We start from the raw sequence: 12,273 nt of genomic DNA, 5'->3' as shown, positions 1-12,273 counted from the left end.
AAGCTTCGATGACCCTTACCCCATCTCTCTCTTCTCAAGAAGAGTGACGTTGAAAATCCCTCAATCGTTTCGACTTCCCGTCGCCCCATCTGGGAGCAGGAGGTGGGGGATGAGGGGGCAGCAATTTGTCAATCAATTTGTCAATCAGGTCGTTTTCATTAACTTAATGCAATCAACAAGCTAATCAGCAACAGCGCTACCACAATCAACAGCGGGGCGTTGCGCCGCAGCCAATGCTTCACTAGCGCTTGCCGACTAGGGCGATAGGTCAATACTTGTGTTGAAGTCTGCGGATTATGATACAGCGTACATTCTTTAGCAAAGGGTCGCTGCGGAAAGTTACAAGTGTCATCCTCATGATAGGTACAGGTTTGGCAAAGGTATTCATCCTCCTCGGCTCGAAACAGGGGAATACCGGGATGCCCATGGGCTTTAAGCATGAGGCGACACGTAGGACAAACGATCGCTTGGGATTCGACAAATTGCTGACAACGAGGACAAACTGGCATCGCACATCTAACCGCAGTTTTCTCAATCCTAGCCTATTGCACTATCGTCCTCGCCCATAGGGGTGGTGCGCTTGTCTCAAAGATTGATGTTCAGTCTCATTCGAGAATTTGCGAATTTGATAGCGAGAGGATTCTAGTAGCTCATAACTATCGCCCATGGACTGTCTAAATTGGGCTTCGATTTGTTCTAACGCTTGAGGCGGAATGGCCTGCCACTGCTCAAACGTTTCCCAGCGAATGACCTGTACCACCTCTGCTAAATCATCAGGGCTGATCCAGACTTCCTTACTAATGAAGCCGGGATATTGCGACAGTGCCGCTGTCCAAATCTCCGCATCCTTTTGCACAAACTCCTCGCGCCGATCGGGATTTACCCGGAATTTCAACCATTCAATTTCCATAGATTGTGTATCTCGTGTATCACTGCTCTACAACAAACGATCGGTTATCAAGAATTCCATCTCGGCATTATTTCGCAGAACATTTGCCAGAATAAGACTGTAAACTGCAAGCCGTTCAGTTTTATCATGCCTGGGTTCGATCATCTTGGCTAGCAGGAGGCAGAGAATAAGGAATCATTATGGACAACAACAATTTTCTTCAACAGCTATTGATGCTTGGCATTGGCACAACCTCCTTGGTTGCTGAAAAGATGAAAGAAGTCAGCGATCAGTGGGTAAAAGACGGCAAACTCGACCCAGAGCAAGCTTCTCATTTTGCTAACGATCTGATGCAGCAGTTGAAGTCTGAGCAAAGCAACTGGGAAGCTCAATTTCGCCGCCAGCTTCGGACGGTTCTACAAGAATTAGGGGTACCACGCCAAAACGAGATGGATGAACTGCGGGGACGCATCGATCGCCTAGAGCGCCAAGTTCGTGACCTAGAAAACCGCCTGTGGCGATAGTCAATCAGCCTAAGCGATCGCCTTGAAGCCTCCTAGCTGATATACACTGAGGGTTGGGTTTCAAGTTTGATCGAAGGAGGTCGATTTTGCGGGAAATTCTAATTAGCTTTGGGATCATGCTGGCATGTGCAGTCTTTCTAGTGGTGGCGCAACTGACTCAGCGAGGCAGCGAGGCGATTGCTGCTCAGCTTGCTGAGCCTCCGTCTATCTCCACCACCACCGCAGCTAATTCCACCCTAATTGCTCAAGCCTCTAGCACTGATGCCACAGATCTCATGCAGGAAGAAAATCAGGAGATTATCACTACCCCCTCTGGATTGCGCTACATCGACCTTCAGGAAGGGGATGGAGCCATGCCGCAATCGGGACAGAATGTAACAGTTCACTATACCGGCACGTTGGAAGACGGTACCAAATTTGACAGTTCTCGCGATCGCAATCGCCCCTTCTCGTTTCGCTTAGGTGCCGGACAAGTGATTCGCGGGTGGGATGAGGGGCTAAGTACCATGAAAGTCGGTGGTCAGCGACGGCTGATTATTCCCCCTGAACTGGGCTACGGAGCACGAGGAGCCGGTGGAGTGATTCCTCCTAACGCTACCTTGATTTTTGATGTAGAACTCCTGCGAGTTGGTGGGTAGGAATTAGGGAATAGGGAGTAGGGAGTAAGGAACAGAGGACAGGTTTACTTCGATTACCCATTACCCATTGTCAACTCTTACCGCCAATTCCTGCTTCCCAAGGCACTTAGCCTCGCAAGCCAAGCCGCTGTCCTTTGACCCGATCGCGCCGACGCACCAAAAAGTCGGGAAGTTCGGGAGTTGGGAATTTGGGTAGGGGAATGGATGGAGGTGGCAATGTTTCGCCGGTATTGGCGGTTAGAGTAAGCAGCGAGTTCAGGAGGTCTGTCAAGGCTGAAGGGATTGTGTCTGGTTCTAATTCCGATGAGACTTGCTCAGCTAGTTCATGCAACTGTGAGAGTTGATGTTGCTGTGCTAGATAGCGATCTTTCCAGTACTGTACAGCGGTTTCATACTCGGTTGCCTGTTGCGCTTGATGCAGAATTTGCTCTTGCAGTTCTGCGGTTTGCCGCTCCAAGATTCCTGTACGGGTTTGCAGCCGATCGCGTTCCTCTTCTAGCTGTTGATGGCTTTGTTGCCAATGGGCCTGAAGCCGGGTTTGCTGCGCTAGTTGATTTTCCAACATCTCAATTCGGCGATGCGCCCGCGTCAGATCGTGTTGCAGTGAAACCAATAGGGTGTTAGCTTCACTCGCAGATAAGCGCTGGAGTGGTAAGTTGATCGGTAAGCTGATGCTCGATTGCAGCTTTACAGCAGTTTGGCGATCGGACTGCACTTCTGCCAGTTGAGATTCTAATTGCGCCCAATCGGCCTGATACTGCTGAAGTCGGACAGAGAGATCTTTGATTTGTTGCTGGGCTGTTGCCAGTTGTTCGCGCAGGGTGGCTGCCAAGGTGCGGGCAGAAAGGGTCTCAGATTCTAGATCGGCAATGCGCTGCTGTCGAGTTTCCAAGGTAGTTTGAAGGTCTTGAATTTGCTGTGTCAGCAGGCTGCGATGCGTTTGAACCTCAACTTGATCTTGAGTGATAAACGAGCGTAAGCGCTCCAATTCTTGTTGCTGCGTGTGCGTCATCGTCTCGATCGTAGCCATCAGTTCTTGGATCGCTTGATCACGTTGTTGAGTTTCCAGCAGTTGCACATCAAGTGTTTGCTGTTGATCTGCCAGTTGTAGCTTCAGGCGAGCAATGGCCTGTTGCTGTACGTGAGCATATTCTTCCGTATTAGCAAGCTGTGTTTCCAGCAGGGCTTGATCAGTGAGTTGCGCCCGTAAATCATTCAGCCAAACCAAGGCTTGATCTAATGCTTGCTCAAGTTGCTGAATGCGATCGACTCTTTCTCGATCGAGCGTCTGGGCTTGTTGCAACTCTTCCAATAACACTTGGTAGTCGGCCGGAACTAGCGTCAAGCTCAAATTACGGGCGTCTTCACAATCTTGAGGCTGGAAACAGGGATCATTCACGATGTCATCACGATGTCTAGAACCTGACTGTACCACTCGTAACCTCCAAAACCCTACCAACGCTATCCTGTCATGCCACATTACCACTCAACATACCTGTATGGTTGCTCTAGCTCCATACACCAGCGGGCGATATGTTGCAGAAGCGAGTTGTGCTGGCTTACAGTCTACCGAAGGAACTTCAAATTGATATCAATTTGGAGAATCTAGGGATGGCAAGATTCAGAGGACGGGACTGGCTCAGGCTGAATTGGTTCAGATTCTACTGGCTCCGCTGGTGGGGACGCGATCGCATTGAGCACAGATGGTTCTGATGCCGTATGATTCAACGACCAGCGATAGTCAATGGGCACATTGGCGCGCTGGCAACTCTCTTCCAACTGTTTTTGCTGAGTTAATGCTTTACGCAACGTCACAATTAATTCATGGACTTGCTCCTGTTGCGGGGACTTGCGTCCCACGGCTAACATTGTTTGTCGCTCTAGCAATTGCAGAAGCAACTCGTAATGAATGTGAGATGGAAGAGGGATAGGTTCCATGCAGCCCGTGGTTCACTCATTGTGAATTTGTTTCAGTCTGACTTCAGTATGCACCTAAACCTGACCTTCTGTTAGGTACAGGAGCTACTTCTCATGAAGTTACCATGATGAGCTTACACAAACAGTGCACCAATAGCGACACCTGGATGGGGTTGCTTCATCAGCGATTCCCCGATTAATACCGCACTAGCTCCCGCTTGGTGAACTTGCTGTAGATCGGCAGCGGTATGCAACCCGGATTCGCTAACCACTAAAATATTGCGGGCTTGCAGTTGATCGCCTCTAGCTGCCAAAATCTGCCGCGTCGTGTCTAAATTCACCGAGAAATCCTTTAAGTTGCGGTTGTTGATGCCAACTAAGGCTACGTCTTGCAACGTCAGCACCCGATCTAGTTCTTCTAGCGTATGGACTTCAATCAGGGCAGACATTCCCAGTGCCTTAATAATTTTGAGAAAATACTGCAAATCGCGATCGGGTAGAATGGCAGCAATCAGCAGGACCGCATCGGCCCCATTGACGCGGGCCAAATACAATTGGTAGGGATAAATCACAAAATCTTTGCACAACAGTGGGCAGTCGATCGTCTGGCGAATTTGGCGCAAATAGCTGAAACTGCCCTGAAAGAATTTTTCATCCGTCAGCACCGACACACACGATGCACCGCCAGCTTCATAGGCCTGAGCAATGGCGATCGGATCAAACTCTTCCCGAATCACGCCCTTACTGGGAGATGCTTTCTTCACTTCAGCAATGAGGGCAGGTTGAGTTTTGCCCTGCCGCAGTGCTGCCACAAAATCTCGCGTCGCGGGTGCTTCTAAAGCTTTGTGTTGCAACTCCATCAGCGGTACTTGTTCCCGCATTTTGTCAACTTCTTTTTCCTTGTACCAAACAATTTCCTCCAGAATATGCTGCGGCTCTGCACCCTCGATCTGGACTTGATAACGCAAACTTTCAACCGCTACAGCGGGCCCGGGGGAACGACGACGAATCTGCATGAGTAGAAAGGGTAAAGGCTAGAGTATGAAGGCGAATGTAAAAGACACAGGACTAACGCGGTTCAGCGACTTTTGCTTCCCTAGTCCACCAGATTAAGGGGGAATCAAATTAAAGTCCCCCAGCGTTAGGGGAAGGAGCGAGGAGGATAAGAATAAATATCCTTTATCTATCCTTATATCTTGATAAACTTTATCCTTTTTCGATCGCTCGCTTATAGGCTTCGTCTAGCACTTCCGACAGGGTGGGGTGAGTGTGGACAAAGTAAGCAAGATCGTGCACCGATCGGCGTTCAGCAATAGCGTTGGCGGCTTCCTGAATCAAATCCGACGCATGAAACCCTAAAATGTGAACGCCTAATACCTCGCCGGTATCTTCACGGTAGATGACTTTAGCCAGTCCGTCGGTTTCGCCTTCAGCAATGGCTTTGGAGTTGCCCTTAAAGTACGATCGCACAGTGGCCACGTTGAAGCCTTCTGCTTGGGCCAGTTCTTGGGCCGCAGGTTCCGTCAACCCCACAAAGCTCACTTCAGGATGAGTGAACGCAGCGGCAGGAATGCTGCGATAGTCTACCGTGCGCGATCGACCACAGATATTATCGACTGCTACCATGCCTTGGGCCGAGGCCGCATGAGCCAACATCATTTTGCCTGTAGCATCTCCGATTGCCCACAGATGCGGCACAGGTTGTCCTTCTGCCAGTACGGCCATTTGATCGTTGACGGGAATGAAGCCCCGGCGATCGACCTCCACGCCCACTGTTTCCAGCCCCAGATCGCTAGTTGCAGGAATCCGTCCCGTCGCGACCAGACAGGCATCAACTTCCAAAATTTCCACAGTTTCCTTAGTTTTGGCGTCGGCGAGTTCAATCACCACGGGGGAGCCGGGTGTCACTTTCTTGGCTAACATTCCCACCTTGGTCTCGATATCGCGAGGCGCAATTAATACTCGCTGGGCCTGTTTGGCAATATCTGGATCAAACCCTGGCATTAACTGATCCAACGCTTCAATCATCGTTACTTCCGAGCCAAGCGCCGTGTAGATATCGGCAAACTCTAGCCCAATGTAGCCACTACCGACGATCGCCAGCCAGGACGGCAACCAATCCAACTTCACACCATCATCACTGGTGAACACAGTTTTGCCATCGAGTTCAATTCCCGGTGGCACAAACGGCACTGACCCGGATGAGATCATTACATCTTGGGCAGTGATTGTTTTTTCCCCTGTTTCCGTCATTACAGTCACTTTTTGGGGCCCTGCCAACTTGCCACGTCCGTGAATCGTTTCGACGTTGAGGCGCTTGAGGCTATTGGTCAAATCGTCGCGGATTTTTTTCACCAAACTATTGGCATGATTGGCGATTGCTTCTCGCTCGAAAGAAACATCTGGAACATGAATACCCAACGCTTTTAGATGGTGCGTGTCGCGAAGTTCTCGCACTCGACCGGAGGCTGCCAGCAATGCCTTAGAGGGAATACAGCCTCGGTTGACACACGTGCCGCCCATATCCGCTGCTTCAATAATGGCGGTTTTCAAGCCACACCGTACAGCATGTAGAGCCGCTCCATGCCCGCCTACACCTGCTCCAATAATGACTAAATCGTAATCGAATCCGTGACTCACAATTTCCCCCTCTGGGTAATCCTCTGCTCTATTTTCGATGGTGAAGGGGGTCTTAGACAAGGGAATTAGGGTTGGGCGATCGTAACAGAGCTAGGCAGCCTCAATCGCCTCAAGTGAACAACCAAGTGAAAACAACCAAGTCATCGCGAAGCCCAGCCATTTAACCTGGCACGATGGGGGAATGGGTGGTAGGTGATGGATAATGCGTAAAGACTATCGTGATTCCCAACCCCCGACTCCCCACTCCCATGAATTCGATCACACACCAGCTAGAGTCTATCGTTGGCACCGATGCCCTTTGCCCTTGGGAGGCTCTGGAACCGAGTCTGAAACACCAAATCACTCAAGCGGTAGCCCCAAATTCTACCGTGGAAGGGGTGGTTTACCCTGAAACGCAAGAAATGCTCGGGGAGGTGATAGCATGGGTCGATCGCCATCGGTGTCCTGTGTTGATCTGCGGCAGTGCTAGCAAGCTCCACTGGGGTGGATTGGCAACTGGCATTCAATTGGTGATCAGCACGGCTCGCCTCAATCGCTTAGTAGATCATGCTGTGGGGGATTTGACCGTGACGGCCGAAGCTGGAATGAAACTCTCAGATCTACAAGCTCAGCTAGCCACAGCCGGGCAATTTTTGGCGATCGATCCGGCTTATCCCGACACTGCAACGTTGGGTGGGATTGTGGCCACAGCCGACACAGGGGCGCTACGCCAACGATATGGCAGCGTCCGCGATATGTTGATTGGTTTATCGATCGTCCGTTCAGACGGTCAAATCGCTAAGGCCGGCGGGCGAGTCGTGAAGAACGTAGCGGGCTATGATCTGATGAAGTTATTCACTGGCTCCTATGGCACGTTAGGCGCAATCGCGCAGGTATCGTTTCGGATTTATCCGCTGCCCCCTGCCTCGCAAACGGTATTCCTAACGGGTAAACCAGAGTCCATTGCTAACGCGACAGCAACCCTATTGGCATCGGGATTATCACCAGTGGCGATCGAGCTAGTCACGCCGGAAGTAGCGTCAGTATTAATCAACAAGCAGGCAATGGGGCTGATTGTGCGGTTCCAAAGCTTGGATGTGAGCGTTGCTGAACAAACGGAATACTTGCAACAGCTTGGTCAGACGATCGGTTTACATAGCCAAGTCTTCCCTGGAAGCGATGAACAACCTCTATGGCAACAATTGCAAGAACAGATGCAGGCTTATCCCCAAGAAACCGAAATTACTTGCAAAATAGGAGTGTTACCGTCAAATGCGGTCGATATGCTCAGCAAGCTTGGCCATCTAGCTCCTTTAAGCTTTGGACTGATTCATGCCGCCAGTGGGCTAGGGTTGCTGCGGTTTGACACTTTATCACTAGAACAATTGGCACAAGCTCGTGCATTGTGTCAAGTTGAAGGTGGTTTCTTGAGTGTATTGGCGGCTCCGGTTGCGTTCAAACAGTCGATCGATGTTTGGGGCTACGTGGGGAATGCCTTCGCGACAATGAAAAACCTGAAGCAGCAATTTGATCCAGAGAATTTATTCAGCCCGCATCGATTTGTCAACGGAATTTAGTCAACAGCGATGACCACCAATTTACCGTCAGAAATCTCTTCCGTTTCAATTGATTTTACCGATATTCAAACTACGTTTGCGAACGGATTTGATCATAATCATCCACCTGATCCAAAGTTGATTGATGCTTGTGTCCACTGTGGGTTTTGTCTATCTACATGCCCCAGCTATCGCGTTATTGGCAAAGAGACTGATTCACCCCGCGGTCGCATTTACCTTATGGATGCAATCAACGAAGGAGACGCTCCCCTTTCCTCTGCCAGTGTTCAACATTTTGATTCTTGTCTTGGCTGTTTGGCCTGTGTTACCACCTGTCCATCTGGGGTGCAATATGACAAGCTAATTGCCGCCACTCGTCCTCAAATTGAGCGTAATCATCTCAGAGGTTTGGGCGATCGGCTATTCCGGAAACTCATCTTCTCGCTGTTCCCTTACCCAAATCGGCTGCGGCTGATGCTGGCTCCATTGGCCCTATACCAGAAATTGGGCGTGTCAAACCTAGTGCGATCGACTGGGCTGCTGCAACGACTTGCACCTCGGTTAGCGGCAATGGAATCGCTGTTGCCCAACATCACCGCAAAATCGTTTCAGGACTCCTTACCCACGGTGATCCCGGCTCAAGGCGAGAAACGCTATCGGGTGGGGATGATTCTAGGCTGTGTACAGCGCTTGCTGTTTAGCGAAGTGAACGAAGCCACGGCTCGCGTGTTGAGCGCCAACGGCTGCGAGGTTGTCATTCCCAAGTCGCAAGGATGTTGCGCTGCCTTGCCATACCACCAAGGGCAGGAAGCCCAAGGGCAAGCACTGGCTCGTCAAATGATCGATGCCTTCGAGGGAACCAACGTAGATGCAGTGATTATCAATGCGGCTGGCTGTGGACATACGCTCAAGGAATACGATCGCATCCTGCAAAACGACCCAAACTATCGTGACAAAGCTGCCGAATTTGCCCCCAAAGTCAAAGATGTCCAGGAATTTCTCAGTGCCATTGGATTAACCGCAACACTGCATCCTCTGCAAGCAGAACCGCTGACGATCGTGTATCAGGATGCCTGCCATTTGCTACACGGGCAAAAAATCAGTCTGCAACCTCGTCAGTTGCTGCGGCAAATTCCCGGTGTCACATTACGAGAGCCGATCGATGCAGCCCTTTGCTGTGGCAGCGCTGGCGTATACAACATGCTGCAACCCGATGTTGCCGAAGAATTGGGACAACAGAAAGTTGCCAATTTGCTCAATACCGGTGCAACGCTGATTGCCTCGTCTAATCCGGGTTGTTCGCTACAAATTCTCAAACATTTGCATCAACAAAACCGAACAGTCCCTGTCATTCATCCCATTCGGTTGTTGGATGCTTCAATTCGAGCTATTGGATTAGCTGACTTATTCTAGAGTATATTAACCTGTCCATAGTTTGATCTTGCCTTTTGTGCAGAAGCCTCGGTTCTGTCAGGTCAAAGCTCCAAGTAATTAAAAAGGCTCAGCATGGCAACCAGAGCGATCGCCACCACACAGGTTCCAAGCACATTGAGCTTGACCGAAGCGTGTCGATCGGGCGTTAACCAAAAGCTTAATCCTTTTGTCACTAGCGGCATGACTATCCACGTCAAAATAGAAGACGAAATCAGATTATTCACCAGCATAGAACTAGCGTGTGACCAGGAATGCATGAAATGCAGACTGGTAAATAAGAACGTCTGCACCATTACCAAGGGATAGAGTCCCAAAACTACCGCCAAATTTTGCTTCCAAGCAGACGGCCCTAACCCAAATTGTTCTACTTTGCTACTGCGCGAAAACCATCCCTCTAGTCCAGTACTAAAAGACTTGAATTGATACAATTCAAAAATTTTTCGCCCCTCTTCTATTAAGGCTTCTCGCTGTTTCGACTTCAGCCATTGATTCAGATGGTCTGGCGAATCAAAATGAATAATTGAGTACCAACTTAAATGATCGCCTTTCACTGGCGCGCATAAATCGACTCGAATACAGCCATCGCAACGACGGGCGCTATTTGCCAGCCGAAGATGCCAAAGCCGAAAAGCCAGCCCTTTGCCGTTGGGAACAATATGCTCAAAGACGAGGCTAGCTTGGGAAACAGATTCAGTTTCGGGTGCAAACCAACGGCTTGTCATGCTGATCCAAGGAGATGATGAAAACAATTTCTCCTAAATTGTATGCTGAATTCTGTATACAGACTAATATCAATTCAAGTTGCTAGAACTGAAATTATCTGAATCAGCCCTTCAGCACCTCCGATCGAACAATAGTGAACCCTGGTGAACCAGGGTAATGGCAGTCCATAGTTCGTTGTACTCGCTAATGCCGATCGGACTCATTTGACGAGCGCTGATATAACCCTTCTAGCCAAGCTTTGGCTTCATGCGACGTTTCATCGTGAAAAATTGGAGCATAAACACCCGTGCGCCAACTATGAACCTGCCACCAAAACGGATCGCTGTGTGTTGAGTCGTCAATTTCTTCGGTGAAAAATCGACTAACTGACTGCCAGATTTGTTGCAGTCGTTGCCGCCATCCCTGTAGATGCTCCGATCCAGCCTGTGAGCTTTCTACTTCATTGAACCCACCCGGTTGCTCAAAATCTGCTTGTCGGTATAATCGCTCAAATTCCTTGCGGAGCCGATCGAGTTGATTTTGCTCCATAATTGCACCCTCTTCAGTTAAATTAAATTCGCTTTCTACGCCTCTATTTTAATTTATAAGCAATAGTTTTGTATCATATGATGCAGTTTTATATGATTTTTAATGTATGTAGTTTCGGCTGATCAGCCATTTGGGGGAAATCTCAAAAGGAGATTTCGATCAGAGATTCCAACACCAGCCGATCGCTGTTAGTTGCCTCCAGCGATATCGCTCAACGAGCCTGTGGAGGATGCTTCCTCGAACAGTAGCCACACAATCGCTGCTGCAACTTCATGGGGTTGTCCGCCTCTTTGCAGAGGCATGTAGTTTATCACGATCTTGACTAGAGGGAGTTTGTGTGGCAGAGGGCTTCCCAGCAAGACTCCGCAACCACCGCCAGCTAAATTTCAAGGCAATTGTTACACTCGGAATGGCAACTAGCTAAACAAGTAGAACTTCGTCAAATCAATCTTATTAGATTGCCATTGATCTCAAATTGCTCTCAATCTGACTGGTTTTTGTGAAACATCGTGTTTTAGTCCTTGTTTTTGTGCTTTTGGGGTTTACGATGGCTCTGACTGTTTCGACCCCATTGTTGCAACCCTTGGCACCCATCGCTGAACTGGTTGTATTTGGGGATAGTCTTTCAGATGTGGGGAATGTATTTCAGGCAACTGGAGGACTGCATCCACCTTCGCCATATTTTCAAGGACGTTACTCGAATGGACGAGTTTGGGTTGAATATTTGAGCGATCGACTCGAGTTGTCATCTACAGATATGACCAATTTTGCCTATGGAGGGGCTACTGCGGCCGATACCCCCAATGCGCTAGTTCCCAGCCTTCACAGCCAAGTTCAGTCTTTTCTGTCCTCTTACTCTCAAGTAAGTACTCAAATCAATACTCAAGCACTTTATGTTATTTGGATAGGAGCCAATGATTACTTGCAGGGCAGTGCTCGCACCGACGCCCCGGCTAATGTAGTCATCGAGTCGATCGATACTTTGGTTCGGGCAGGAGCGACTCGAATTTTGGTCGCTAATTTACCCAATTTGGGACAACTACCAGCAACACAGAACAGCACTCAAGCAGACACGCTCAATTCCTTATCCAAAGCTTACAATCGGCGTCTACAGCGATCGTTGAACCAACTCAATCAATCACTGAGTCAAGAAAATCAACACACAGCCAAGTTAAAGCTAGCTGTTTTAGATGTCAACGCACTGTATCGCCATGCCATTACCAATCCCGCCAAGTATGGCTTGACCAACGTTACCCAAGCCTGTTTAACCGAATCTCAGCGTTGCGATCAACCCGAACAGTTTTTGTTTTGGGATGGGATTCATCCAACTACGGCCGCCCATCAGGTTTTAGGAGAGGCTGCATTTGCTGCCATTCAAGACGCAGGAATGACTCGATCGCAGTTGGCCCAATTGCCGTAAAAACTTGCACTCAACATGAAATAGG

At 49.3% G+C, this 12,273-nt stretch carries 13 protein-coding genes; 5 read left to right on the top strand and 8 right to left on the bottom strand.

Annotation, left to right across the window (positions count from 1 at the left end; genetic code table 11):
• Positions 1-158 precede the first annotated feature (158 nt).
• Complete coding sequence (locus tag OXH18_RS02800) at positions 159-509, bottom strand: zinc ribbon domain-containing protein (RefSeq protein ID WP_268610901.1); 351 nt, start codon at positions 507-509, stop codon at positions 159-161.
• A 41-nt stretch (positions 510-550) separates the two neighbouring features.
• On the bottom strand, positions 551-910 hold the full coding sequence (locus OXH18_RS02795) for a TIGR03792 family protein (protein WP_268610900.1): 360 nt from the start codon (positions 908-910) through the stop codon (positions 551-553).
• A 179-nt stretch (positions 911-1,089) separates the two neighbouring features.
• Between OXH18_RS02795 and OXH18_RS02790 the strand changes: the two genes are divergently transcribed.
• Positions 1,090-1,413 carry a phasin family protein gene (locus tag OXH18_RS02790; RefSeq protein WP_268610899.1) on the top strand — a complete coding sequence of 108 codons (324 nt, stop codon included), beginning with the start codon at positions 1,090-1,092 and terminating at the stop codon, positions 1,411-1,413.
• A gap of 86 nt (positions 1,414-1,499) precedes the next feature.
• A complete protein-coding gene (locus OXH18_RS02785; protein WP_268610898.1) occupies positions 1,500-2,051 on the top strand; it encodes an FKBP-type peptidyl-prolyl cis-trans isomerase in 552 nt (183 codons plus the stop codon).
• Between the two features lie 106 nt (positions 2,052-2,157).
• Here OXH18_RS02785 and OXH18_RS02780 read toward each other — a convergent pair whose 3' ends face one another.
• From OXH18_RS02780 to lpdA, 4 genes are all read right to left on the bottom strand, one after another.
• Positions 2,158-3,486, bottom strand: a complete 1,329-nt coding sequence (locus OXH18_RS02780) for a coiled-coil domain-containing protein (protein ID WP_268610897.1) — start codon at positions 3,484-3,486, stop codon at positions 2,158-2,160.
• 170 nt (positions 3,487-3,656) lie between these two features.
• Positions 3,657-3,989: a DUF5340 domain-containing protein gene (locus OXH18_RS02775; RefSeq protein ID WP_268610896.1), complete on the bottom strand. Its 333-nt coding sequence runs from the start codon at positions 3,987-3,989 to the stop codon at positions 3,657-3,659.
• Between the two features lie 113 nt (positions 3,990-4,102).
• Positions 4,103-4,984 carry an indole-3-glycerol phosphate synthase TrpC gene (gene trpC / locus OXH18_RS02770; protein ID WP_268610895.1) on the bottom strand — a complete coding sequence of 294 codons (882 nt, stop codon included), beginning with the start codon at positions 4,982-4,984 and terminating at the stop codon, positions 4,103-4,105.
• A 190-nt stretch (positions 4,985-5,174) separates the two neighbouring features.
• Entirely contained in the window at positions 5,175-6,608 is a 1,434-nt protein-coding gene (gene lpdA, locus OXH18_RS02765) for a dihydrolipoyl dehydrogenase (RefSeq protein ID WP_268610894.1), read from the bottom strand.
• A 248-nt stretch (positions 6,609-6,856) separates the two neighbouring features.
• Between lpdA and OXH18_RS02760 the strand changes: the two genes are divergently transcribed.
• A complete protein-coding gene (locus OXH18_RS02760; RefSeq protein WP_268610893.1) occupies positions 6,857-8,164 on the top strand; it encodes an FAD-binding oxidoreductase in 1,308 nt (435 codons plus the stop codon).
• Between the two features lie 9 nt (positions 8,165-8,173).
• Positions 8,174-9,556, top strand: coding sequence for a (Fe-S)-binding protein (locus OXH18_RS02755; protein ID WP_268610892.1), 1,383 nt, complete (start codon positions 8,174-8,176; stop codon positions 9,554-9,556).
• Positions 9,557-9,618: 62 nt separating this feature from the next.
• On the opposite strand, the gene OXH18_RS02750 is transcribed toward OXH18_RS02755, so the two are convergent.
• Both OXH18_RS02750 and OXH18_RS02745 read right to left on the bottom strand, forming a co-directional pair.
• Positions 9,619-10,299, bottom strand: coding sequence for a hypothetical protein (locus OXH18_RS02750; RefSeq protein WP_268610891.1), 681 nt, complete (start codon positions 10,297-10,299; stop codon positions 9,619-9,621).
• Between the two features lie 184 nt (positions 10,300-10,483).
• Positions 10,484-10,828: a hypothetical protein gene (locus tag OXH18_RS02745; protein ID WP_268610890.1), complete on the bottom strand. Its 345-nt coding sequence runs from the start codon at positions 10,826-10,828 to the stop codon at positions 10,484-10,486.
• A gap of 547 nt (positions 10,829-11,375) precedes the next feature.
• Here OXH18_RS02745 and OXH18_RS02740 point away from each other — a divergent pair.
• A complete protein-coding gene (locus OXH18_RS02740; RefSeq protein ID WP_268610889.1) occupies positions 11,376-12,248 on the top strand; it encodes an SGNH/GDSL hydrolase family protein in 873 nt (290 codons plus the stop codon).
• Positions 12,249-12,273 lie beyond the last annotated feature (25 nt).

Source organism: Thermocoleostomius sinensis A174 (assembly GCF_026802175.1).
Classification (GTDB): domain Bacteria; phylum Cyanobacteriota; class Cyanobacteriia; order Elainellales; family Elainellaceae; genus Thermocoleostomius; species Thermocoleostomius sinensis.
Note: the sequence above shows the minus strand (reverse complement) of the source record. Positions and strands in the feature narration are given on the sequence as shown.

Bases quoted from the DNA above. Each gene is read 5' to 3' on its own strand.
- OXH18_RS02750 (WP_268610891.1), bottom strand. From the start codon at position 10,299: ATGACAAGCCGTTGGTTTGCACCCGAAACTGAATCTGTTTCCCAAGCT.
- OXH18_RS02800 (WP_268610901.1), bottom strand. From the start codon at position 509: ATGCCAGTTTGTCCTCGTTGTCAGCAATTTGTCGAATCCCAAGCGATC.
- OXH18_RS02740 (WP_268610889.1), top strand. From the start codon at position 11,376: ATGGCTCTGACTGTTTCGACCCCATTGTTGCAACCCTTGGCACCCATC.
- OXH18_RS02755 (WP_268610892.1), top strand. From the start codon at position 8,174: ATGACCACCAATTTACCGTCAGAAATCTCTTCCGTTTCAATTGATTTT.
- trpC (WP_268610895.1), bottom strand. From the start codon at position 4,984: ATGCAGATTCGTCGTCGTTCCCCCGGGCCCGCTGTAGCGGTTGAAAGT.
- OXH18_RS02745 (WP_268610890.1), bottom strand. From the start codon at position 10,828: ATGGAGCAAAATCAACTCGATCGGCTCCGCAAGGAATTTGAGCGATTA.
- OXH18_RS02790 (WP_268610899.1), top strand. From the start codon at position 1,090: ATGGACAACAACAATTTTCTTCAACAGCTATTGATGCTTGGCATTGGC.
- OXH18_RS02795 (WP_268610900.1), bottom strand. From the start codon at position 910: ATGGAAATTGAATGGTTGAAATTCCGGGTAAATCCCGATCGGCGCGAG.
- OXH18_RS02760 (WP_268610893.1), top strand. From the start codon at position 6,857: ATGAATTCGATCACACACCAGCTAGAGTCTATCGTTGGCACCGATGCC.
- OXH18_RS02775 (WP_268610896.1), bottom strand. From the start codon at position 3,989: ATGGAACCTATCCCTCTTCCATCTCACATTCATTACGAGTTGCTTCTG.